Origin of the sequence: Enterocloster lavalensis (assembly GCF_046603895.1) — a bacterium.
GTDB lineage: Bacteria > Bacillota > Clostridia > Lachnospirales > Lachnospiraceae > Enterocloster > Enterocloster lavalensis.
The window spans coordinates 3,591,212-3,614,110 of sequence record NZ_CP176637.1; the positions used below are offsets into that span (position 1 = coordinate 3,591,212).

Below are 22,899 nucleotides of genomic sequence, written 5' to 3' on the forward strand. Positions count from 1 at the left end.
TTATGAACACATAACACATGCGGCTGGCAGCCTTTTTGGTCAGCTTCGGTTAAGATAGCGCCAGAGAGTGGTCCGGCTGATTCCCAACTGTCTGGCGGCAGTTGTCTGATTACCGCCGGAAGCGGCGACTACGCGGTTGATGATATCGCGGGTTATTTCGTCCAGAGGCCGATTCAGATTGATATTCGGATCTGGCGCGCGGTGATATCCTCCGCTGCTGCGTCTGAAGATTGCCTTTTCCTTGGTCAGAACCGTCTCGGTATCACGTTTCTGAATATACGGGGCATTGGTGATAGCTGCCAATTCATTTATCACTCGTTTGAATTGTGTATAGTTTTGGGGCCAGTCATATTCTCTGAGTAAATCCATGGCGTCCGGAGAAAACCCGGTCAGCTGCTTGCCAAGGGTGAGATTTAATGTATTCAGATAAAGGCTGGAGAGCGTGGGGATTTCCTGAGTCCGCTCCCGCAGCGGGGGGAGACAGACGGTCAGGCAGGACAACCGTTTGATAAACTCCTGGCAGGCTTCGGGGAGAGGATGCCCGTCCTCTCCTGTGCAGGAAAAAATCAGTCGGTTGCGCCGGTACAAGCCCGTATCAATGATTAGCGAGAGCAGCAGGCGGCTCCTTTGGGAGGGCAATTCTTCTATATTTTTAAAATAGATCGTGTTTTGGTCATCGTTGAAGGGGGAATTGTAGTGGTTTGTCAGATACTCCCAGCCGCGGTCATTGATCAGACCACAGTCTATGGAAACCAGAGGGTTACGGTTGTAGATACTTCCAGCATATATAGCCCTGGCAATCTGTTCTTTTCCGGTTCCGCTCTCCCCGGTGATCATCACGGGAAATGTGCTCTGACCGATCTGATCGATGGAGTTCTGCAGATCTCCCATAGCTCCGGTAATGCTGTAGAAACTGTTGAAAAAACGCTCTTGTGTATCGCGAAGCGAGTGAAAGCTGATGCCGTATCGCCCTGTATTGATTGGGATCTTGGAGGCGGTGATGTAGAATACGGCGTACTCCTGTCCCATACTGTCAATGATGCGGCTGTCGATGGAAAACAGTGTGTTATCGATATTCCGAAAAAACTTGTGGCTGCCTGTGGGGGGGATTTGAGGCCTTTCCCCCCGTAAAAGCGCGTAAAGTTCATCGGCTTTCTCGCGGTCCCAGGAGGAAAAGCAGATATCGTCGGAGGCGTCAAGTATGACGGTGTCTCCGGTGTGAAATTTCACTACTTCCTCCAGAAAACGATTTTCCTCCTGGAGCCGCAAATAGCCGGTACTGACCTTGACAGCCTGATCGAACGCGCTCTCAATGCTTTCGGAACCGGATGTGATCAGGATCGCGTTTAACCCCAGATTCTTGGCGGTAGTGTGCGTGATCATGTCACAGATTACCATACGGTATCCGTTCTGCTTCAAACGCTGAAGCGTTCCAAGCACTTCCTCCGAGCCGTGGATGGTTACAATATCGATTCTGTATTGGAGCAAATCGCATAGAAGATGAGCGCTGCCGGTAATGCTGGGGAAGCCAACAATGGCATAGCGGTCCGCGTAGTTTTCCGCCAGTTTGATGGAGCGGAGGATATCATAGACGGATAGAGAAATCTCAATGACAGGTATATAAGTGATTCTCCCGATCAGTTCAGCAGTCCCTCCTCGGGATATGATGACATCGTAGCCGTTGTTCAGGTTGTGCCGGACTATTTCTGCGCCGTATTCCAAATCCCCTGAATAAACATCCAATTCCAGATCGTCCCGCTGTGCCGCCAGCTTTTGCATGGCGGTTTTCATCGCTTCGTAGGGGGCGATTCCTAATATACGGATTTTTCGGTCCATTTTCCCCTCCCTTGTTCTGTTTTGAAATAAGTGTATCATAAATGAACGAACGTGTACAGGAAATATATGGAAATGTTAAAAAAATAAACAAAAAATACAAAATGTTCAGTTGATTCTACGATAATGGTTGTTTATACTATAAATATAAACAAATATAAGCAAATTAAATGTTCATAAATAAAACAAATAGGTGGTGAACCGATGCTGGAATTGCTGATCATTGCAGATGATTTTACCGGAGCACTGGACACAGGCGTTCAGTTTGCCGGGGGCGGCGCAGAGACTCGGGTTGTGACAGACCGGAATTATGATTACCGCGCGGCGGAAGCGGGAATTCAGGTTTTGGTAATGGATGCGGAGACAAGACATCTGCCGGCGAAAGAGGCCTATGATGTGGTATATGGGATCGCGATTCGCGGAATCGCCAGTGGGATTCCCTATATTTATAAGAAAACAGACTCGGCGTTGAGGGGCAATATCGGTAGTGAGCTTACCGCCCTGCTGGCTGCCTCAGGGAAAAATATCCTTCCATTTTTCCCGGCGTATCCCAAAATCGGCAGGACCACTGAAGCCGGATATCATTATATTAATGGAATACCGGTGAAGGAGAGCGTGTTCGGACAGGATCCCTATGACCCGGTGGAGTGCTCCTATATTCCAGAGTTGATTCAACGGCAGAGCTCCGTTCACGTCCGAACGATCCGCTGGAACGAAGCGATTGGTGGCACACAGGTTGCTCCGGAAATTGTGGTATTGGACGCCCAGGAGGACGAACAGCTGGAAAAACTTGGAAAACAACTGCTTGACATGGGGGGATTATCCGTGATGGCGGGTTGCGCCGGATTCGCGGCGGTATTACCTGGACTTTTGAAATTGAAAGGGGTTCCGCCTGTGCCGGAGGGATTCTCGGGGAAATTCCTGGTGATCAGTGGGAGTCTGAATCCGATTACCATTCGGCAACTGAGTTATGCCCAGCAAAATGGTTTTTTGAGGCTTAGTCTGACACCGGAGCAGAAACTGGAAACTGGGTATTGGAGCGCAGAGAAGGGAATTACAGTTCTGAATGAGTGGAAAAACAGAATCCGGGGGAGCACATGTTGTATTATTGACAGTACCGACCCGCCCGGAGACGGAAAGACCGCCAATTATGCCGGGGTATTGGGGCTTACCGCCAAGGAGGTGCGGGAACGGGTTGCGAAGTCGCTGGGATGCGTGTTGGAAGGCCTGATATCAGGTGGTGAGCCTTTTTCATTGCTCATTACAGGCGGTGATACGCTGCTGGCCTGTATGGAGCGCCTTGCGGTGGTTGAGATGGAACCAGTCAGGGAGGTGGGGCCCGGAATTGTTCTGTCGCGTTTTCAATATCAGGGGATATGGTGCCAGGTAATTTCAAAATCGGGCGGGTTCGGGGCAGAGACGCTGCTTAACGACCTGGCGGGACAGATATTGGGGAACCGTCATACGGCCCAATGCTGTGTGTGCAGCCGGTGAGGAGGACGAACAGTGGAGAAAAGAAACGTAATTGGAATTACAATGGGGGACCCAGGGAGCATCGGCCCGGAAATTACGGTAAAAGCTCTGGGGAATCCGTCGATCTATGAGAAAATCCGCCCTTTGGTGATCGGGGATGCCTGGGTAATGGAGGAGGCTCTGAAGATTACGGGGCGGGAAGATCTTGCGATTCACCCTGTGGATTCAGTGGAAAAATGCAGGTTTAAACCGGGGATAATCGATGTTTTCGACTTGAAAATTGTGGATAGAGGGGAGTTACTGCGGGCGGAGGTAACGAAGATATCCGGAGAGGCGGCATTTCGCTATGTGGAGAAGGTGATCCGTCTGGCTAGGGACGGGGAAGTGGACGCGACGGTTACCAATGCACTGAATAAAGAGGCGCTGAATCTTGCGGGCCACCATTATTCAGGCCATACAGAGATTTATGCTCATATGACAGGCACGAAATCATACACGATGCTGTTGGTACACGAAAACCTCAGGGTGGTCCACGTATCCACTCATGTCTCACTGCGCCAGGCCTGCGATCTGGTCAAAAAACCGCGCGTTCTGGAGGTGATCCGAATTGCAGATCAGGCGTGCAGGCAGATGGGAATTCAAAAACCTAAGATCGGTGTGGCGGGGCTCAATCCACATAGCGGTGAGAATGGATTGTTTGGAAAGGAGGAGATTGAGGAGATAATACCTGCAATTACAGAGGCGAGAGATGAAGGTATTTTGGCAGAGGGCCCTGTGCCGCCGGATTCCCTGTTTCCGAAAGCCAGAGGGGGCTGGTACGATATTGTGGTCGCAATGTACCATGATCAGGGACATATACCGCTTAAGGTAGCGGGATTTGTCTATGACCGGGAACATGGAAAGTGGGAAACGGTATCAGGGGTGAATATTACGCTGGGACTTCCTATTATCAGGACTTCTGTAGATCACGGAACGGCTTTTGACCAGGCGGGTAAGGGGACGGCAAGTGAGGCCAGCCTGTTAAATGCCATTGAATACGCAGCATTATTGGCGGGACACCAATAACGGAGGGGGTATCTTATGAAGAATACATCACATTATCATTTTAATCAGACGATTACAGTTCCATTTGAGGAAATGAAGGCCTGGATCAGTGATATTTTCAGGGCAGAGGGTCTTAAGGGCGGGGAAGCGGAGCTGGTGGCTGATTCACTGGTGGATGCGGATGCCAGAAGCGTTTACTCACATGGAATTCAGCGGGTAAAGTTGTATACAAAACGGATTATGTCGGACTGTATCAACCGTGATGGACGTCCGGTAATTGTGGTGGACCGGGATGCCACGGCCGTGGTGGACGGGGATAACGCTATGGGCCAGACGGTGGGAAAATTTTGTATGGAGCTGGCAATCCAAAAGGCCAGACAGTATGGAGTGTCTTTTGTGACTGCCAGAGGCAGCAACCACTATGGGAGATGCGCCTATTATACCCGCATGGCCCTGGAATACGACATGATCGGTTTCTCGGCGACCATTGGAGGGGGAAATCTGATGGCGCCATGGGGAGGCACGGATTCCCGGGTGGGGAACAATCCTTACAGCTATGCGATACCGGCTTTCAATCACTATCCGGTTGTGCTGGATATGGCGATGAGCGTGGTGGCAAAGGGGAAAGTGGATGTGGCCTCCAAAACCCACAGCCCTATCCCGGATACATGGGCTTTGGATCAAAACGGCCTTCCCACCACGGATGCGGAGGAAGCGTTAAAGGGAAGCCTAAGGCCGATTGCAGATTACAAAGGGTCCGGTATGGCGATTGTGATTGGCATGCTCTGCTCGGTCATTAGCAACGGGGCCATTGGACCTACTTTAAAGCGGGTATATGGAGACTTTGACGGGGGATTAAATAAAGGACAGCTGTTTATGGCGGTGGATATCAGCCGCATGACGGATGTACAAGCCTTTAAGGAGCGGATGGACCGGCAGATTGATTTTATAAAAGCGTCGCCGGTTGCCTCCAATACGGAGGAAGTGTATTTGCCGGGAGAGCTGGAGTACAGAAGTTTTGACCGGCAGATGAAAGATGGCATCGTGTACCCGGTGGAAATTATTCGGGAAATCCGGGAGATTGCCGGGGAATTTAAGGTTGCGGATCCTGAATGGCTGAAACAGTCAGGGGTTGGACAATAAACGCTGTATCAATTTATGGAGGGGTGTAAAATGGGGAATCAGTTAAAAAATAGCAGTGTGGGTTTCTTTCCAATGAAGTATTTTTTGGTACTTTTGGTACTCACGGTTTTAGGTATCATGACGGGAACCTCATGTGAGGGATTTTTGGGGGGCTTCGTGGTGTGTACGGTTCTGGGGCTTTTTATGATGTACATTGGCGACGCGTTGCCGATTGTCAACACGTATTTCGGGGGAGGCTCCTTTATCGCGCTGTTCGGATCAGCGGCTTTGGTTTATTTTGGAGTATTTCCGGAGGCTACGATTGGGTTAGTCTCGGATTTTTGTAAAAATATGGATTATAATGGCTGGCTGGTGGGCGCTCTGATTTGTGGCAGCATACTGGCAATGGACCGGAAGCTTCTGCTGCGCGCCGGTATCCTGTATTTTATCCCCATTGTGCTGGGAATTGCATGTGCGTTTGGTATGTGCGGTCTGGTGGGCGCTTTAACCGGATATGGGTGGCGCGAGGCGATTCTGTTTATTGCACTTCCGATTATGGGCGGTGGTACGGCAGCGGGCGCTGTGCCCACGGCGGCCACCTATGGAATGTCTATGACAAAGGACAGCGCCTACTATTTGTCCCTGATGATGCCGGCAGTGGTGATGGGCAATGCCCTGGCCATTGTGGTAGCTGGTCTGTTAAACGGCGTGGGCTTAAAATTCCCCAAGACAACCGGGAATGGCAAATTGATGAAAAAAGAGGATATAATTGCAGCTGCTTCTGAAAAAATGAGCCAGATTGATTTTGGGGCGCTTGGAAGAGGCTTTGTGCTCACAGGCATTTTCTATACGTTAGGAAAAATGTGTGCACTGGCTGTGCCGGGGATTCACTACTACGCCTGGACGATTATTCTGTGTGCAGTATGCAAGATTTCGGGGATCGTGCCGGAGCAGGTTCAGGAGGACGTGAAGCAGTGGTACCAGTTGGTAATGAAAATCGGTATTCCAGCGATTTTGATTACGATTGGCGTTGTCTATGTAGACCTGGATGTGGTGATCGCCAATCTGAATCTGGGGTTTGTACTCATGGTTTTGGCAACCCTGATCGGCTGCGTGATCGGTCCCTGGCTGATCGCGGGTATTCTGGGCTTCAACAAGGTTGAAATCGCCATGACAGCCGGTTTGTGTATGGCCAATATGGGCGGTTCGGGGGATGTGGCGACTCTGGGAGCCGGAAAGAGGATGGAGCTTATGCCCTTTGCTCAGATCTCCTCAAGGATCGGGGGCGCTTTGATAATCGTGCTGGCCAGCATTATAGCGCCGATCATCGGCGCAGGATTATAAACTTCTGTCGCAATTAGCCGTTTGCCTTTTCCCTCCTCCTGTGCTATATTATAGTCAGTTTTTAAAAGAGGAGATACAGGAAAATGAAAGAGACAGCATTAGTGATAATGGCGGCCGGCATCGGCAGCCGGTTCGGCGGCGGGATCAAGCAGCTGGAGCCTGTGGGGCCAAACGGGGAGATCATTATGGATTACTCCATCCACGACGCTCTGGAGGCGGGATTCGACAAGGTGGTATTTATCATCCGCAGGGATCTGGAGAAGGATTTTAAGGAGATCATCGGTAACCGCATCGAGAAAATCGCAAAGGTGGAGTACGCGTTCCAGGAGCTGGATGCCCTGCCCGCGGGTTATGAGGTGACGTCGGGGCGCACCAAGCCCTGGGGGACCGGCCAGGCCGTTCTGATGGTCAAGGGCCTGGTGAACTGCCCGTTCCTGGTGATCAACGCGGACGACTACTACGGCAAGGAGGGCTTCCGCCTGATCCATGACTACATGGTGAGCGAGATGGACGAGAGCGGGGATGTATACGATATCTGTATGGGCGGCTTCATTCTGTCCAACACCCTGAGCGACAACGGCAGCGTGACCCGCGGCGTGTGCCGGGCCGGGGCGGACGGCTATCTTGAGACGGTCAACGAGACGTACAACATCCGCATGACGGAGGAAGGACTGAAGGCGGAGGACGAACAGGGCAACCCTGTGACCGTGAGCCCGTCCCAGCCGGTTTCCATGAACATGTGGGGGCTGCCGGTGAAATTCCTGGAGGAGCTGGAAAAGGGATTCCCGGAATTCCTGGATCATTTAAAAGAGGGAGATGTGAAATCAGAGTACCTTCTGCCCCGGATCATCGACGAGATGGTTCAGTCCGGCAAGGCCCGTGTGCGTGTGCTTAACACCCCGGACAAATGGTTCGGCGTGACCTACAAGGAAGACAAGGCGGCGGTGGTGGCCGCCATCCGCAAACTGATTGCGGACGGCGTGTACAGCGAGAAGCTGTTCAGCTGATAAAAGCCACTGTTTCTGATGAAAAAGAGGGATGGATGCCTGCGGGTGTCCATCTTTTTTTGATTGCAAAATGCCGCTGGCACAGCCTGTGGACGGGAAGTTTGTCGATCAAACGAACCCCGCCGAAGCGGCGATGCGTGTCGTTACATTCTTCGTCCGGGGAGGCATAATTTCCGGAGTTGGAGCCTATACTATAAAAAAGCTTGAGCCCGCCGGCGGTGACTCACAGCAATTAATCGGATCATCAGGTGGACAACTCTATTATGAAATTATGGAAACAGTTTAGTATACAGAAACAGGATACAATCGACTATTTTAATACGCGCAAGGATTTCCGGCCCGATGTATTTGCGGCCCGGCTGAATCAGCTGATTCTGGAGGAGCTGGACGCCAAGGAGAAGGTGGGGGTGATGTTTCTGTGCATCGGAACCGACCGCTCCACCGGGGACAGCTTAGGCCCCCTGGTGGGCCATAAGCTGAGGGCGAGGAAGCTGCGCAGGGCCGCGGTGATCGGCACGCTGGACCGGCCGGTTCACGCCATGAACCTGGATTTGTACTCCCGCTATATCCGGCTCAATTACCCGGACTACGTGGTGGTGGCCATCGACGCCTCGGTGGGAAGCTCGGACCACGTGGGCTACGCAACCCTTGGGCGGGGCGCTTTAAAGCCGGGATTGGGCGTGAGCAAGGAGCTGGAGGCGGTGGGAGATATTTCCATTACCGGAATCGTGGGCGGCTGCGGCAACTATGACCCGGTGATGCTTCAGAGCGTGCGGCTCTCCATGGTGATGCAGATGGCGGACTGCATCTGCGAAAGCATATTTCTTGTCGAACGATTATGGGAAAACGCGGTCATCGTTTGACAAAATTCGCCCATAGAATGTGCTAAGCTTGTTTGGATCAGAAAATAAGAGTAATGGTCCGGACGGCGGAAAATTGACGCAAAAAGCAGGTCAAGCTTTCTTGTAAACGGTCTGAGCTGTTACGAATAAGACAGTGGGGTGATTCTATGGGAGAATTATATGAACCCTATCCCAAACTGCCCAAAAATATCCGGCAGATTGGAGAACGGGACCAGGTTCTGAAATTATATTTGGAAGATTATGTAAATTCGTATCTGAAACGGCTTCGCCCGGCGGGCGGTTCCGACCTGCGGGTGGGACTGCTGTTGGGAAATGTTGAGATGCATGAGGACACGCCCTATGTGTTTGTGGACGGCGCCCTGGAGATGGAAAACGTCACCGAGGAAGGCGAGAAGGTGGCCTTCACCGAGGAAGCCTGGAAAAAGGCCTACCAGGATGTGGAGCAGATGTTCCCCAAACGCACGGTCCAGGGATGGTTTCTCTGCGGCAGCCCGGGATGTAATCTGAGCCCTCTCAATTATTGGCGGCAGCACGGACAGTATTTCACCGGCAAACACCAGCTCATGTACTTAAACTCCGGCCTGGAGGGAGAGGAAGCCATTTACATAACGTCCTCGGACGGCTTTTACAAGCTGCGGGGGCACAGCATTTTTTATGAGCGTAATCAGATGATGCAGGATTATATGGTGCTGCGGCGCGAGGCCAGGCGGGTGGAGACTGGCGTGGACGACAAGGTGATCCGGGATTTCAGAAAACGGATGGATGAGCGTAAGGCAGAGGCCACCCATCACAGGAGCACCGTGGGCGCCCTGACCGGTCTGTGCAGCGTGCTGACCATCACGGTTTTTGCCGGCGGCGTGGCTATGTTCAACAATTATCAGAAAATGCAGCGGATGGAGAGCGTGATCGCCTCCGTTGTCCCCGGCGGCAGCGTGCTGACCGGCGGAAAGCAGGTGGAAAGCCCCTCGGGCAAGGGTTTTGTGGACGCCAATGGCCCGGATTATGTGATCGAGGAGGCTAAGGGGCAGGTTTATCCCACCACTGCGCCCGCAGATGAGAGCGCGGACGCGGCGGCTCAGACGCAGGTGCCCATGGGCGCGGGGAGAGACGAGTCGCCTCAGTCCGGCAAGGAGCAGCCATCCCCGGTCAAGGTGGAGACCATGCCTCCAGGCGGGACGGCCGGAGCCGGACAAGCTGCGGCCGGAAACAGTGAGGGAGCGGCGGGAGTTACTCAGGGCAATGGAAATGCGCTGAGCGGTTCCGATGCATCAGGCGGCCAGGGTGGAAATGGAGAGAGCGGCAGCGGACAAGGCGGCGGCAGTGGGCAGGGCGTCAGTAGCAGTCAGGGCAACGGTAGCAGCCAGGGCAGCGGTAGCGGTCAGGACAGCAGTGGCAGTCAGGGCACCGGCAGCAGCCAGAGCACCGGCAGTACCAACGGCCAAAGCGGCAGCTCCCAGAACGCCTCACCCAGCGGTTCCAACGGCCAAGCTTCCAGCGGCGGACAGGCCACCGGCGGTTCCACGTCCACGGACAAATCCTCCGGCAACAAGGACGGCTCTTCCCAGGCTCCCGCGGCGGCTCCTGCGGACTACAAGGTCTACACCGTGGAGGCAGGGGATACACTCTACGGAATCTGCTTCAAATTGTATTCCAGCATTGGGCAGCTGGACGACATCATGCGGGTCAACGGGCTGGAGAACCAGGATAGCATTTACGCCGGACAGAAGCTGCTGGTGCCGTAAACCTTGGCCAAAAGACGGCCCAGGCGGGAGAGGGCTCATAAAAAGGTAATGCGGATTGTCAAAAAGTGTTGTATAATGTCTCATATATGGGCTTTTTTAGGAGATAATGAGATGAACAACACCAGTTCGACGAGCCGGGAAAACAAAAAAAAGCAGCTGCGGCGCCAGATCGTGCAAACAAATCCCGAACCCTTCGGACGGGGCGGTTACGACGAGGACGATGAGGACAGCCGTGAGGTGGTGTACAACGCGCACCGCAAGGTAATCCGCAGGCGGATTCGGATTGTGCTGATCCTTCTGGCCCTGGCGGCCATTGCGGGCCTGTGCATTTACCGGTACAGCATCTATCATGAATATACGGATTACCAGGTGGTCTGGGAAAAGGACTTTACCGTGGAGGACACCGAGGGCGTCACCAAGGGCGAGGGCAATTTCAACGGCTATGTGGATTTTGCCGACGGCATTTTAAAGTACACCAAGGATGGCGTTTCCTATCTGGACGCCCAGGGCAAGGTAGTCTGGAACCAGAGCTATGAGATGAAGTCCCCCATTATCTCGGTCAACGGGGAGTTCGCCGCCGTGGCGGACCAGCAGGGGACGAGCATCTATATCTGCGACAAGAGCGGAAACCAGGGAAAAGCCACGTCGCTGCTTCCCATCATGCGGGTGGCGGTGTCCGCCAAGGGCGTGGTGGCCGCGCTTTCCGAGGATTCCAAGGCCAGCTACATCAACATGTTTCACAAGGACGGTTCCGATCTGAAGATATCCGTCAAGTCCCTGCTCTCCAAGGACGGCTATCCGGTGGACATCAGCCTTTCGCCCAACGGAACGCAGCTGGTGGCCTCCTTTATGTATTTGGACAAAGGCATGCTCAAATGCAAGGTGATCTTTTATAACTTCGGCCTGGGGAAAAATGATCCCAAGCGCGTGGTGGGAATTCTGTACCCCGAGACCCTGAACGACGGCATGGTGGGCCGGGTGCGTTTCCTGGACGAAAGCCACTGCGTATTGTTTTCCGATAAGGGTCTGGTGTTCGTTTCCACCCGGGTGGAGACGGAGCCTGAGGCCGGTGAGCCGGTGAACATTGAGGAGGAGATCCGCACGATCTATTACACGGACCGCTATGTGGCCGTGATCACGGACAATGTGGAGGGCGGCGATCCCTACCGCATGCGGATTTACGGGGTGGACGGCGCGCCTGTGCTGGATCAGACTTTTAATTTCCAATATTCGGGAGTTAATATTGACGGCGATCTGATTCTCCTCTATAATGACAGCGGCTGCCAGGTGTTCAATCTGAACGGAGTCCAGAAATTCACAGGCAGCTTTGATTTCACGGTATCCAAGGTATCGGCCGGACGGTTCCCAGGCACGCTTCTGGTCACGGGGCCGCAGATGATGAAGGAGATCCGGCTTCAGTGAGCCGAACGATGTAGATTCAGGCGTTCCGGGCGGGGAAATTCTCCGCCCGTGCGCTGTTAAAATATTACAAATCACAGCCGTGGAATGTAGTATTAAAATACAAAACGAAAGGGAGTCTGAATGATGGGGATGAAATGTATCGGTATCGATGTAGGAGGAACCACCGTTAAGGTGGGCCTGTTTGAAACGGACGGAACGCTGCTGGACAAGTGGGAGGTCAAAAGCCGTAAGGAAGAGGACGGGAAATACATTCTGCCGGACGTGGCGGCGTCGATTCGCGAAAAGCTGGCCGGTCTGGGGCTGGATTTAAAGAAGGACATCGTCGGCGCAGGGCTTGGCGTGCCGGGACCGGTGATGCCGGACGGATCGGTGGAAGTGTGCGTGAATCTGGGCTGGCACCATGTGAATCCCCAGAAAGAGCTCAGCGGACTGCTGGACGGAATTCCGGTGAAGAGCGGAAATGACGCCAATGTGGCGGCTCTGGGCGAGATGTGGCAGGGCGGCGGCAAGGGCTACAGCGATATTATCATGATCACCCTGGGAACCGGAGTGGGCGGAGGCGTGATTCTGGACCAGAAGATTTTGAGCGGACGCCATGGGCTGGGCGGCGAGATCGGACATATCCACGTGCGGGACGACGAGTGGGAGCACTGCAACTGCGGTGGAGTCGGCTGCCTGGAACAGATCGCCTCCGCCACCGGAATCGCCAGGGAAGCCAGGCGCAAAATGGCCGCGGACAGCCGGGATTCCATGCTTCGCAAGTTCGGGGACGACGTGACGGCCAAGGACGTGTTGGATGCGGCCAAGGCTGGGGACGAGCTGGCCGACGAGGTGTTCGAGGTGGTGGCCCGGTATCTGGGCCTGGCCCTGGGACAGGCGGCGCTGATCGCGGACCCGGAGATCTTTGTAATCGGCGGCGGCGTGTCCAGAGCCGGACAATTTCTGGTGGACCGGGTATTTAAGTATTATGATTACTTTACGCCGATTTCCAAGTTTAAGGCGAAGATCGGGCTGGCTACCCTGGGAAATGACGCGGGGATTTATGGCGCGGCGCGGTTGATTCTGTAGAGAGCGTGTGAAAAGAGTGAAGGCGGGAGGTCGCAGATGACCTTCCGCCTTTGTTGCTTCAAGCTCTGTTCCAGCCCAGGCATCGGGCCATTTTAGACTGATTCCACCATCCGGTCCACCACAAGCTGCCGCATCTGAGGCGACAAGGCCGCAAAGTATGCGGTGAAACCGGTCACGCGCACCACCAGCTCGGGATAATTTTCCGGGTGCCGGTTGGCATCCAGTATCCTTTCCCTGTTCAGGATATTGACGTTCATCAGCGTTCCGCCCAGGTCCGCATGGCCCTTTAACAACGCCATGACCCGCTTGATTCCCCCCTCCTCAGCCTTGAGGCCGGGGTCGAGCTCCAGCTGCATGGGGGCGGGATTTCCATAGCCGGGCTGTACCATGGCGATGCCGTTGGACATTGCGGTGGCCGCGCCGTCGCGCCGGAAGTTGTTGTTTGGGTTTGCTCCCTGGGTGATGGGCATACCGGCCTTTCTGCCGTCCGGTGTAGCGCCGATATTCCGTCCAAGCTCCGCCATAAATGCCCAGCTGAACCAGCCGGGGATCATGATCGCGTTCCCTGGAAGCTTCGTATCTACGACGCGGCGTGTGAATTCCCGGTTGATCCGGTCCGCCCATTTGTCTCCCAGACTGGCGCCTTGGCAATAGCGCTCCGAGGACTTCAGGATCAGCTGCACCCGCTCGTGCTCCGGGCCGGAAAAATTCCGGTCGATGGCGGCGGTTACTTGGTTCCAGGACAACAGGCTCTCCCGCTCGATGCGCTGTTCCAGGGCCGCAAATGAGTCCGCCGCAATGGCCAGACCGCAGCCGTCCACACCGATGTTGATGAACTCCGCAGCCTGAGTGACATCCAGCCCCTGCTCGATTGTATTGTGCATCAGCAGATTGCCCACCAGTTCCGGAAATACCTTGTGCATGTGCTCCAGATGAAATGCGATTCCCTCCGCCGTAACCTGGACGGCTTCTGTCAGGCAGCACAGGAAGCGGTCCCAAAGCTTTTGCACGCTGGGAGCTTCTTTGTACGCCACTTCGTGGAAGCACCGATCAAAAATGTGAGCCACATTTATTTTGACACAATCATTTAACGGATACTCTCTTCCGGGTAAGGCCATCCAGTTGCAGCCCAGTGCGATCCGGTCGATGGCGGCCTGACGGTCGATTCCCCTGTTTTTGACATAATTCATCAGGCCCTTATCTCCTGAGAAGCGCGGCCATCCGTTTCCATCCTCAAACAGATAGCGCACGCCGGCTTCAAATAGTCTGGGATCGATCCGGTCGTGTAGGCGGATGGTGATATTGGCGGTGGAATTGAGCCAGTGAGCCGCGCGCAGCACGAGAAACGACACTTTATTGCTCATGTCGTTTCCGTGGATATCCGGGCCGGCCAGCTGAAAATAATCCGGGTTCAGCACCAGCAGGTTCGTCAGTATGAACGTGGCCTTTTCGTCGTCGAGAATCCCCGCCTCCTTATCCCGCTTGTAAAATGGGTACAGGAATCGGTCAATCTGTACGCCTGCGGCCAGATCGTTAAACGACCAGCCCATCTGTGAGAACCATGCGTACCACTGGCACACCTCCAGAAATGTTTCCGGCGGCCGTTTCAGCAACGCCTGGTTGCAGTCCAGCATCTCCAGCAGATTCTGACGGTTCTGTTCCTCCTTTTCCACGGATAGCAGGAAGGCCATATAATCCACATGGCGCTGGATCAGCCGCAGAATTGCCAATAAGACCCGCTCTTCGGCGTCGTAAAACTCGCGCCGGTCCGGGCCGTGCATCTCCCGGAAGCTGCGTATTTTGTCCAGCAGCCCTGTAAATCCCAGCCGTATGCCCATATCGTAGTCGCAGGCATAGTGCTGGCTGGAACCTATGCCGGGAGTGATGCCGTAAAGCTCCTGCTTTTCGATCAGGTGTTCATAGCTTGCGATATGGTGGGGCCATTTTGTGGGCCACTCCCCATCCCCGATATAGCGGATCAGCTTGGGCATGCGCCGGCCTGCGATCAACTCAACCGGATCCACGTAGAGGGGGTACACATCCAGCAGCCGCGTGAAATTAACGGATTGGGCTACATAGCCGTAAAATCCGCCGTCGCTGTCATTGGCCAGCGGGATGAAACGGAAATCATCAGACATGGGCAGTGCGCCGTCATCGTCCGTGTCCATATCGTTACGCTGTTTTATTTTCTGTCCTGTATACTCCAGTTTCTTTTGGCGGACGTATTCCGCCCGTTCTCTGTATGTCAGTGCCATGCTCATTGCGCTCCAATCTTTATATTGGCGAACCTAAGTTCCATATTCAATTTTTTGTCCATACGTTCAAGGATTTGTCTCAGCTGCTTTTTGTCCGGCAGCGGAAACTGGCGGACAAAGCCGCTGTCCTCCACGGTTTTGCTGAGCCCAAGGGGGTGATAGGGAAGTAACTCGTAGTACAGAAGATTTTTCAGCCTGGAAGCGAATTCACCAATCTGCCAGATCTCCTCCTCGCAGGCGTTCACACCCGGCACCGCAGGAGTGCGTATGATCAATTTCGCCCCCAAATCATCCAACGTTCGAATATTTTCCAAAATATGCCGATTGCTGATTCCCGTATATTTTTGATGGAGATCATCGGAAATACACTTGATATCCACCATAAAGAGATCGGCGTAGGGTACGGCCTGTTCCCAGAGCGTCCGGGGAAGAGACAGATTCGTCTCAAGACCCACATGAAGCCCCGCTTGTTTTGCCGCGCGGCACAAGGTCACTGTAAAATCAGTCTGCATAAACGGTTCCCCTCCTGAGATGGTGACGCCGCCGTCGCTTCCATAATATGGCGCGTCAAGCAGCACCTGCTCCATCACCTCCTCCTTTGTCATCGCCCGGCCGCACAGCCTGCGCGCGCCGCTGTAACACCCTTGTTCGCAGTAACCGCAGTGGATACACAGCTTGGGGTTTACCACGTATTCCGGCTGCATTTTGACCGTTTCCGGGTTGTGGCACCACGCGCATCGCATGTTACAGCCCTTCAAAAACACCGTGGTGCGAATCCCCGGACCGTCGTGCACGGACATGCGCTGAATATCGGCCACAATTCCCTTTACTTCCCCCATACTTTCACCTCCTGTTTTTGATATAATGCAGCTTCTTCTATTATAAAAAGCAGAATTAACCTGTGAAAATTCAGATGTGAAAAACTATTTTCCAGACCGGTTTGCGCTTTTTGTGCAAAATTCTCCCTGCCATAGGCAGAAAAATCCGCTGCTTTGCTTCTGAACAGATCAATCTGGGCGAATACCGGCTCCAGACAGCCGGAAATAATGATTTTTCGGTATAAAACAGATATGTTATCAGCTTTTTAAAACCAATTTGTAATTATCAGTATAGAGCAAGTTTCAGGACCGGGTCAATAGAATATCTCACCAAAGATGCCGGCTCTGTTTTGGTTTAAAGTTCAGGGGATTATGGGATAAACGGGCGCATTGTACTCAATAAAAGTCCGGGGACCTGCCCCGGACTCTGTTTTTACTTTATAGGAAACTTCTCAAATCAGCGAAGATGGTGTATAATAGATTGGAAATAAAAAAGGCATAGCAAAAGAGCGAAGGTGTGACTTCGCCATGACGTTGTCTATGTATTTTTTGTTTTTGGTTTAGGCTGCACTATCTGACGGTAGAGAAAGAATAGGGCATATGGAACTATCCATATCCCATAACCTTTCGATAGCGTTCAAATAGTGCAGTTTTTTTGTGGTAAACTTCTAAAACCAACATAGAAGTGCCACACTCCGGGCATCTGAGCGGATCATAGCCAAAGGTCAGAAGAATCAAATTCCGCCAATCTAGGAGCTTAGAAAGATAATGCTGCTTCTGCTTGGATAAACATTTCCGGAGATTTTTTTCCTGTTTGTGGTGCTTTGCATAAATGCCGTAGTAGCGGACCATTTTAAAATGCTTGTCAGGGATATGCAGGATCAGGCGTTTGATAAAGTCAATGGCGGGGATGCATTCTGTGATCGTTTTATGGTCCTCATGTCGCTGATAATGGAACGTCACAGAATCCCCGTCATAGGCATCCATCCTGGAAGTGGCAATGACAGGCCGTCCAAGGTATCTGCTGATGTATTTAATGGTGATATCAGGAGAACACAAATTAGGTTTGGCTCTCACATAAAAGCCTTCGGGATGGTCTTTGTAGATTTGATTTTTAAGCTTCTTAAAAGGCGGCCCCAGTTTAAGAGAGAGCTGATCCAAAAGGACTTTCCGAAAAGCCAGGCGCAGGAAATCATAATCAAAATGGGGATTGGGTCGCCAGGGAGTAATGTTGCCAGCACCGCCTTCCGAAATCAGGGCATGGATGTGAGGATTCCACTTTAAATCTCTACCGAAGGTATGAAGGACGCAGATAAAACCAGGAGTAAAGAGTTCGGACTTATTCATCTTGAAGAACATGCGTAGGACGACATCCCTGACAGAATGGAACAGGCAGTTAAGGAGTGAGTGGTCCTTAAGAAAGAAGATGCGCAGTTCCTCAGGAATGGTAAAGACACAGTGTCTGTGGATACAGGAAACGAGTTTACAAGACATACGAAAAGCACGTTTCTGGTTATAGACGTTGCCGCATGAGGGACAGAACCGGCTTTTACAGGAAAAGGGAACAAATTTAAGGTTACCACAATGAGGACAGCCAAAGAAAGCTCCGCCATAAGAAGGATCATGGCAGAGGATCATCCGGTTGATGTTATCCAAAACATTTTTATCAGGTCGAATAACATATTGGATATATTCAAAGTGGTCAGAAAAAATAGTTTGGAGGATGTTCTTATGCATAAGAACATTTTACAATAAAGCAGCAAAAAAGGAAATCCCCTAAAACCCCTCATGAGTGAGGGGCAGGGGAGTTGAGAGTGCCGAAGGCACTTTGTTCTTTCCATATGATTTTTTCTGAAAGCGCCGCTTAAAACCGTTCCTGGCCGGCGCGTTTCCGTTCTGCCTACTGGCCGGGCACATACACTCCATCCCCGTTAACCCAATATCCGTCCGGCGTGCGCTGGTTCGCCCACATAGCGCCGGTGGCGGGATCCAGGTAATAGTAGGTTCCATTTAATTCCAGCCAGCCGGTGCACATGTAGCCTTCCGCGTCGAAGTAATACCAGGACCCATTGATGGGCAGCCACTGGGAGGCGGGATAGGAACCGTCATTGTAGCGCCACCAGGACCTGACGCCGTCAGCAGCCTTCTGCCAGGAGCCGGACTTGGAGACAAGCTGGGCGGCCTCCTCCGCAGAGACGGACCAGGTGCCGGAGGTGACCCAATCGCTCTTGGAATTGGTTCCGGTTTCCACCGAGCGCACCCGGAACCGGTAGGAGCCGGATTCCGTGATCATGCCAGCGAACTGGTACTGGGGGTTCTGGGCGGAGTAGGTGCTGCCGGTGACGCTTCCGTTCTTTAAGAGCTGCACCTGGTAGTATTTGGCTTCCGGAGCCTCCTCCCAGTAGCCGAAACCGTCGTGATTGGTGGACCAGTCCACATTTGTGGGGGCGGCCACGGAGCCGGTGTCGTTGTCCTTGTCGTATACAAAGCGGGCCTTCACGATGACCACGGTCTTGTCGCTGCCGCTCTCATAGCGAACGTCCAGAACCTTGATGTCCTCGTAGCTTCCTCCGTACATTTTCATCTTGTAATTGCTCTTGGAGGTGCTGTTAAAATAGTAGTCGTCGCTGTCGGCGGACAGGGTGATTTCAATGATGGGCGGTTTGGAGCGGCTCCAGTCGTCGCCGTCGCTGTTGGTCACTTCCACGCCGTCCACAAAACAGTACCCATTGTCCGTGGTCACAGTCACATCCTCGCTGCTGTCACCGATGCGGATGCGCGAGTGAACCTCCAGATTCACCTTGCCAATCTTCGTGCGGCTTTCCGCCAATGCGGTCCCCGGCAGCATGGTGGCCAGGAGCGCCGTCGCCAAAAACGCGGATATTGCCTTTTTGATCTGTTTCATACACATAACCTTTCCCTTTCTGAATTGCAGCTGTCTGCGAACATTATGTTGCTTTTTTGGTACATTGTCGGCAGTCAAAGGCTGTCGGTAGGAGATACGTTTCTTTGATTATACATTGTCGGCAGCCGCAGGCTGTCGATAAGAGATACGTTTCCTTAATTATACATTGTCGGCACCCGCAGGCTGTCGATAAGAGGAGATACGTTTCCTTAATCATACATTGTCGGCAGCCACAGGCTGTCGATGAGAGATACGTTTCCTCAATTATACATTGTCGGCAGCCACAGGCTGTCGATAAGAGATACGTTTCCTTAATTATAGCAAATATTGGGAGAGAATTCTTTACAAATCTCTGAAGGTTCGGAAAATAACTTATAAATTGGTGGAGCGGGGCAGGGAGAAAATGAACTCGGTCCCAACGCCCTCAGTGCTGACCACGTCGATATTTTCCCCATGGGCCTGTATAATTTCTTTTACGATGGAAAGTCCAAGCCCGGTGCCCCGTTTATCCTTGCCGCGGGAGAGATCAGTTTTGTAAAAACGCTCCCAGATTTTCTTCAGGCTGTCCTTGGGGATGCCGATGCCGGTGTCCTTTACGGAGATGAAAATCTTTTCGTAGCGGCTGTTTGCCTGGATGTAGATAGTGGAATCGTGGTGGCTGAACTTGATCGCGTTGTCGATCAGGTTGTAGAGCACCTGCTGTATTTTCCCAAGGTCCGCGTAGACCATCTGAATATTATCAGAGAAGGTCAGGTCAAAGACAATGTTTTTGTTGTCGCAGGTCCCCTCAAAGGACGCGGCCGTGTCCTTGATCACCCGGTTGATGTCAAAATTGGAGCGGGACAGGTAGCCCCGGTTGTCCAGGGAGTTGAGGGTGAGCATACTCTCGGTCAGCTTGTGCAGGCGCTCGGTCTCGGAGATCACACGGGAGAGGTATTTCCCGTACATCTCCGGCGGAATGGTGCCATCCAGAATGGCCTCCAGATACCCTTTGATGGAGGTTAGGGGGGAGCGGAAGTCGTGGGAGACGTTGGCGATGAAGTTCTTCTGGTATTCCTCCATCTTGTTCAGCTCATCGGACATGTAATTCAGGGTGTTGGCCAGATAACCCATCTCATCGTGGGTGTGCACGGCGATGCGGTAGTCCAGGTTCCCGGCCGCGTACTCGTTGGCGCCCACCGTGATCTTGCGCAGGGGCAGATAAACGGTTTTGGTGAACACCAGCAAAATGATGGAGGACAGCACGAAGATCAGAAACGAGGTGATGTAGAGAATGTTCAAAACCCCGTTCTGCGCGTCTTTCACCTGGCTCATGGGCAGGTGGATCAGCACATAACCGTAGGTGTTGTAATTCCCGGTAATGGGGGCGGAAACGCTGAGCACGTCCTCGGCGAACAGGCTGTTGTAGCGCCCGATGGAGTAGGAACGATTGCCGATGGCCGTGGGATCGAAATTGTCGATCACGGTGTGCACCCGCGAGCCGCCGGTGCTGTCCACGATAATGGTGCCCTGGCGGTTTACCACCATGACCTCGGCGCCCAGGAACTGGGCCACGGCCCGCAGCTGGGGGGAGGCGTCGGAGAGGTCCTGGGGCTGCCCCTGATACATGGTGCTGTAGGAGGACGCGATCAGGCAGGCCTCGTCGTACAGCGTGTTGGCCCGGCTCTGGATCAGGTAATCCCGCGTCATGCGGGAGGAAAAGGTGGCGATGAAAACAAAGCCCAAAAGGCCGAACACCAGGTAGCCGAGAATGAATTTTGAATAAAGGGAATGTGTCATTGTTATACCTCGAAACTGTGCGTGTCGTAAAATCCCGCTTATTCGGTGGGTGCCATGAGGATTCTTCCGGTGCCGCGGTACACGTTAACCAGGCCTTCGCCGGAGACCGCGGAGCCCATCAGGGACTTGGAGGAGCGCTCAACGGTAAACTTTAAGGAATTGGACCAGGCGATGGCCATGTTGCCGTCGATCTTCACCTCGTCGTCCTGCAGATTAAACTCAATCAGCTCGTCACGGGGCACCGGGCTTTCCAGGACGGCCATACCGCTGCCGCTGAGACAGAGGTTGAAAAGTCCCTCTTTTCCGGCCACCGCTGAGGACAGGGTGGATCTCGCCACCACATTCTGTTTGATTCCGGAGTCGCAGGCCAGGAATAAACCGTCCTCCAGCACCAGACTGCCCCACTCGGACACTTCCTCCAGAAGAATGTACTTGTAGGTGGGCTCCAGCATGATCAGGCCCGTTCCGGTGTACTCCGGTTTGACGGCGGCCTCCTTGGTCACCTTGGAAGCGATGGCTTTGCCGAAAAAGTCTCCCACCCCCTTGATGCCGGACCCCATTTTCACGTTTCCAGCGGTCCACTGCATGGCTCCGGCCTGGACGGTGAAACCGCTGTTTTTTAGCTCAATCAGCACCTGGCGCTTGCGGATGTTCATCTCAGCGGCAAAGTAGGCGTTCATGGCGGAACCTGGGGTGACGCTTAAATCGCGCTGATGCTCGAATACTTTTATGTTTCCGCGCTCGGCGATCTGTATCATATTGGAGTTATTATAAAGATTCTGATAAGATATCATGGTTGATCCTCCTGGTGTTTTACTGTGGGATTCCAGGGCCGCGGCCCCGCCCCTCTATCATAACACGGTCCGGTGTCCCTGTAAATGAAGATGCGGGCCGGCTTTTTACATTTACTTTTTTCGCTGCATTTGGTACAATAAATCAATATGAATCAAACCGAAACTGGAGGTAATGAGATGGAGGAAATGGTAAAGCAGAGTAAGGGAATGGCGATTGCGTCCATGGTTCTGGGAATTGTGGGCCTGGTGCTGTCCTGCCTGGTGATCGGGATTATTCCCTGCGTGATCGGCCTGATTCTGGGAATTGTGGTACTGGTGAAGCAGAAGGCAGGCCAGGGGATGGCGATTGCGGGCATCGTCACATCCCTGATCGGGATCGCTTTCTTGATTATGGCGCTCATCGGATTCGGCTCTTTTATGAGCCAGTACGGTACTGAGATTATGAATCAACAGATCGGGGCCGCCGGGCCGGCCTGGGAAACCGTGGCGGAACTTGGCGCGGATTCCCGGGCGGCGGTCCGGCCGTTTTGACGGTGGAACAGCCGGGATGGCCGGGACAGCGTAAAGGCAGAGATAAAACAGGTGAGGCGGGATTCGTTGGGAATCCCGCCTTATTGATTCTGAAGAGCGGCAGGTGCAGCCCATGGGGCCGCCTGCCGTTCGCCTGTAGTTTTTTTGCCGCGGATCGTCCGGCCGGGGGTGTTTGCCGTCAGGCTTACCGCTTTACCTCGAATTTGTAACCGATGCCCCACACCGTGGTGATGGCCCAGTTGGCGTGGTCCTTGATCTTCTCCCGCAGACGCTTGATATGTACGTCCACGGTGCGGGTGTCGCCGATGTACTCGTAACCCCAGATATGGTCCAGAAGCTGCTCGCGGGTGAATACCTGGTTGGGCGAGGCCGCCAGGAAATACAGCAGTTCCAGCTCCTTGGGGGGCATTTCCACGGAATGGCCGCGGTAGATCACGGAGTAGTTGGTCAGGTTCACGATCAGGTCCGGGTACTCCACGTACTCGCCCTGCTGCTCGGAGGCGGAGGTGGCGGGAGCGGGAGCCACCTGATAGCGGCGCAGCACCGCCTTGACGCGGGCCACCAGCTCCTTGGAGTCAAAGGGCTTGATCATGTAGTCGTCCGCGCCCAGCTCCAGGCCCAGAACCTTGTCGAAGATTTCGCCCTTGGCGCTGAGCATGATAATGGGCACCTGGGATGAGGTGCGCAGCTCCCGGCACACCTGGTAGCCGTCCATACCGGGGAGCATCAGGTCCAGCAGGACCAGATTGGGTTTGAAATCGGGAAATACCCGCAGGGCTTCCTCGCCGTCCCCGACGATCATAGTTTCATAACATTCTTTCATCAGATAGAGGGAGATCAGCTCCGCGATGTTCGCGTCGTCGTCCACAATCAGAATCCTCTGTTTTTCTGCCATAATA

At 53.4% G+C, this 22,899-nt stretch carries 18 protein-coding genes and 1 pseudogene; 10 read left to right on the forward strand and 9 right to left on the reverse strand.

The genetic code is table 11. The features are described from left to right. Positions 1 to 39 precede the first annotated feature (39 nt). Positions 40 to 1,836, reverse strand: a complete 1,797-nt coding sequence (locus ACK2JC_RS16060) for a sigma-54-dependent transcriptional regulator (RefSeq protein WP_320937875.1) — start codon at positions 1,834 to 1,836, stop codon at positions 40 to 42. 201 nt (positions 1,837 to 2,037) lie between these two features. On the opposite strand from ACK2JC_RS16060, the gene ACK2JC_RS16065 reads away from it, so the two are divergent. The 9 genes from ACK2JC_RS16065 (at position 2,038) to ACK2JC_RS16105 (ending at position 12,918) form a co-directional block, all read left to right on the forward strand. Beyond that, positions 2,038 to 3,327 (forward strand): four-carbon acid sugar kinase family protein, encoded by a 1,290-nt coding sequence (locus ACK2JC_RS16065; protein WP_320937876.1) that lies wholly within the window; start codon positions 2,038 to 2,040, stop codon positions 3,325 to 3,327. Between the two features lie 42 nt (positions 3,328 to 3,369). Next, complete coding sequence (gene pdxA, locus ACK2JC_RS16070; RefSeq protein ID WP_206197047.1) at positions 3,370 to 4,371, forward strand: 4-hydroxythreonine-4-phosphate dehydrogenase PdxA; 1,002 nt, start codon at positions 3,370 to 3,372, stop codon at positions 4,369 to 4,371. Positions 4,372 to 4,386: 15 nt separating this feature from the next. Continuing rightward, on the forward strand, positions 4,387 to 5,493 hold the full coding sequence (locus tag ACK2JC_RS16075) for an Ldh family oxidoreductase (RefSeq protein WP_368271478.1): 1,107 nt from the start codon (positions 4,387 to 4,389) through the stop codon (positions 5,491 to 5,493). 30 nt (positions 5,494 to 5,523) lie between these two features. Beyond that, complete coding sequence (locus ACK2JC_RS16080; RefSeq protein WP_320937878.1) at positions 5,524 to 6,816, forward strand: 2-hydroxycarboxylate transporter family protein; 1,293 nt, start codon at positions 5,524 to 5,526, stop codon at positions 6,814 to 6,816. Positions 6,817 to 6,899: 83 nt separating this feature from the next. Beyond that, positions 6,900 to 7,823, forward strand: coding sequence for a nucleotidyltransferase (locus tag ACK2JC_RS16085; protein WP_320937879.1), 924 nt, complete (start codon positions 6,900 to 6,902; stop codon positions 7,821 to 7,823). A gap of 263 nt (positions 7,824 to 8,086) precedes the next feature. Beyond that, complete coding sequence (gene yyaC / locus ACK2JC_RS16090; protein ID WP_007705316.1) at positions 8,087 to 8,686, forward strand: spore protease YyaC; 600 nt, start codon at positions 8,087 to 8,089, stop codon at positions 8,684 to 8,686. 146 nt (positions 8,687 to 8,832) lie between these two features. After that, positions 8,833 to 10,428 carry a LysM peptidoglycan-binding domain-containing protein gene (locus ACK2JC_RS16095; protein ID WP_320937880.1) on the forward strand — a complete coding sequence of 532 codons (1,596 nt, stop codon included), beginning with the start codon at positions 8,833 to 8,835 and terminating at the stop codon, positions 10,426 to 10,428. A 111-nt stretch (positions 10,429 to 10,539) separates the two neighbouring features. Beyond that, positions 10,540 to 11,850 carry a DUF5711 family protein gene (locus tag ACK2JC_RS16100; protein ID WP_092364681.1) on the forward strand — a complete coding sequence of 437 codons (1,311 nt, stop codon included), beginning with the start codon at positions 10,540 to 10,542 and terminating at the stop codon, positions 11,848 to 11,850. Between the two features lie 123 nt (positions 11,851 to 11,973). Beyond that, on the forward strand, positions 11,974 to 12,918 hold the full coding sequence (locus ACK2JC_RS16105) for an ROK family glucokinase (protein ID WP_320937883.1): 945 nt from the start codon (positions 11,974 to 11,976) through the stop codon (positions 12,916 to 12,918). A 92-nt stretch (positions 12,919 to 13,010) separates the two neighbouring features. Here ACK2JC_RS16105 and ACK2JC_RS16110 read toward each other — a convergent pair whose 3' ends face one another. From ACK2JC_RS16110 to ACK2JC_RS16140, 7 genes and pseudogenes are all read right to left on the reverse strand, one after another. Further along, the gene (locus tag ACK2JC_RS16110) at positions 13,011 to 15,173 is read right to left on the reverse strand and encodes a pyruvate formate lyase family protein (RefSeq protein WP_320937881.1); all 2,163 of its coding nucleotides are present in this window, start codon (positions 15,171 to 15,173) and stop codon (positions 13,011 to 13,013) included. A gap of 2 nt (positions 15,174 to 15,175) precedes the next feature. Next, entirely contained in the window at positions 15,176 to 16,012 is an 837-nt protein-coding gene (locus ACK2JC_RS16115) for a glycyl-radical enzyme activating protein (RefSeq protein WP_320937882.1), read from the reverse strand. A 585-nt stretch (positions 16,013 to 16,597) separates the two neighbouring features. Next, positions 16,598 to 17,350, reverse strand: a complete 753-nt coding sequence (locus ACK2JC_RS16120) for a transposase (protein ID WP_368275016.1) — start codon at positions 17,348 to 17,350, stop codon at positions 16,598 to 16,600. A 144-nt stretch (positions 17,351 to 17,494) separates the two neighbouring features. Then, positions 17,495 to 17,728, reverse strand: a pseudogene (locus tag ACK2JC_RS16125) (transposase zinc-binding domain-containing protein); the annotation flags it as partial. A gap of 163 nt (positions 17,729 to 17,891) precedes the next feature. Continuing rightward, on the reverse strand, positions 17,892 to 18,896 hold the full coding sequence (locus tag ACK2JC_RS16130) for a hypothetical protein (protein WP_320936381.1): 1,005 nt from the start codon (positions 18,894 to 18,896) through the stop codon (positions 17,892 to 17,894). 372 nt (positions 18,897 to 19,268) lie between these two features. Then, positions 19,269 to 20,675, reverse strand: coding sequence for a sensor histidine kinase (locus ACK2JC_RS16135; protein WP_092371006.1), 1,407 nt, complete (start codon positions 20,673 to 20,675; stop codon positions 19,269 to 19,271). A gap of 38 nt (positions 20,676 to 20,713) precedes the next feature. Next, entirely contained in the window at positions 20,714 to 21,469 is a 756-nt protein-coding gene (locus tag ACK2JC_RS16140; RefSeq protein WP_092371002.1) for an AIM24 family protein, read from the reverse strand. Between the two features lie 177 nt (positions 21,470 to 21,646). On the opposite strand from ACK2JC_RS16140, the gene ACK2JC_RS16145 reads away from it, so the two are divergent. Further along, positions 21,647 to 22,000, forward strand: a complete 354-nt coding sequence (locus ACK2JC_RS16145; RefSeq protein ID WP_302325947.1) for a DUF4190 domain-containing protein — start codon at positions 21,647 to 21,649, stop codon at positions 21,998 to 22,000. Positions 22,001 to 22,184: 184 nt separating this feature from the next. Here ACK2JC_RS16145 and ACK2JC_RS16150 read toward each other — a convergent pair whose 3' ends face one another. After that, on the reverse strand, positions 22,185 to 22,895 hold the full coding sequence (locus tag ACK2JC_RS16150) for a response regulator transcription factor (protein WP_320936380.1): 711 nt from the start codon (positions 22,893 to 22,895) through the stop codon (positions 22,185 to 22,187). Positions 22,896 to 22,899: the final 4 nt, after the last annotated feature.

Excerpts from the sequence above, each read along its gene's own strand:
- ACK2JC_RS16135 (WP_092371006.1), bottom strand. The coding sequence starts at position 20,675 with ATGACACATTCCCTTTATTCAAAATTCATTCTCGGCTACCTGGTGTTC.
- ACK2JC_RS16060 (WP_320937875.1), bottom strand. The coding sequence starts at position 1,836 with ATGGACCGAAAAATCCGTATATTAGGAATCGCCCCCTACGAAGCGATG.
- pdxA (WP_206197047.1), top strand. The coding sequence starts at position 3,370 with ATGGGGGACCCAGGGAGCATCGGCCCGGAAATTACGGTAAAAGCTCTG.
- ACK2JC_RS16115 (WP_320937882.1), bottom strand. The coding sequence starts at position 16,012 with ATGGGGGAAGTAAAGGGAATTGTGGCCGATATTCAGCGCATGTCCGTG.
- ACK2JC_RS16095 (WP_320937880.1), top strand. The coding sequence starts at position 8,833 with ATGGGAGAATTATATGAACCCTATCCCAAACTGCCCAAAAATATCCGG.
- ACK2JC_RS16080 (WP_320937878.1), top strand. The coding sequence starts at position 5,524 with ATGGGGAATCAGTTAAAAAATAGCAGTGTGGGTTTCTTTCCAATGAAG.
- ACK2JC_RS16145 (WP_302325947.1), top strand. The coding sequence starts at position 21,647 with ATGGAGGAAATGGTAAAGCAGAGTAAGGGAATGGCGATTGCGTCCATG.
- ACK2JC_RS16130 (WP_320936381.1), bottom strand. The coding sequence starts at position 18,896 with ATGAAACAGATCAAAAAGGCAATATCCGCGTTTTTGGCGACGGCGCTC.
- ACK2JC_RS16140 (WP_092371002.1), bottom strand. The coding sequence starts at position 21,469 with ATGATATCTTATCAGAATCTTTATAATAACTCCAATATGATACAGATC.
- ACK2JC_RS16120 (WP_368275016.1), bottom strand. The coding sequence starts at position 17,350 with ATGTTCTTCAAGATGAATAAGTCCGAACTCTTTACTCCTGGTTTTATC.
- ACK2JC_RS16085 (WP_320937879.1), top strand. The coding sequence starts at position 6,900 with ATGAAAGAGACAGCATTAGTGATAATGGCGGCCGGCATCGGCAGCCGG.
- yyaC (WP_007705316.1), top strand. The coding sequence starts at position 8,087 with ATGAAATTATGGAAACAGTTTAGTATACAGAAACAGGATACAATCGAC.
- ACK2JC_RS16100 (WP_092364681.1), top strand. The coding sequence starts at position 10,540 with ATGAACAACACCAGTTCGACGAGCCGGGAAAACAAAAAAAAGCAGCTG.
- ACK2JC_RS16075 (WP_368271478.1), top strand. The coding sequence starts at position 4,387 with ATGAAGAATACATCACATTATCATTTTAATCAGACGATTACAGTTCCA.
- ACK2JC_RS16065 (WP_320937876.1), top strand. The coding sequence starts at position 2,038 with ATGCTGGAATTGCTGATCATTGCAGATGATTTTACCGGAGCACTGGAC.
- ACK2JC_RS16110 (WP_320937881.1), bottom strand. The coding sequence starts at position 15,173 with ATGGCACTGACATACAGAGAACGGGCGGAATACGTCCGCCAAAAGAAA.
- ACK2JC_RS16105 (WP_320937883.1), top strand. The coding sequence starts at position 11,974 with ATGGGGATGAAATGTATCGGTATCGATGTAGGAGGAACCACCGTTAAG.
- ACK2JC_RS16150 (WP_320936380.1), bottom strand. The coding sequence starts at position 22,895 with ATGGCAGAAAAACAGAGGATTCTGATTGTGGACGACGACGCGAACATC.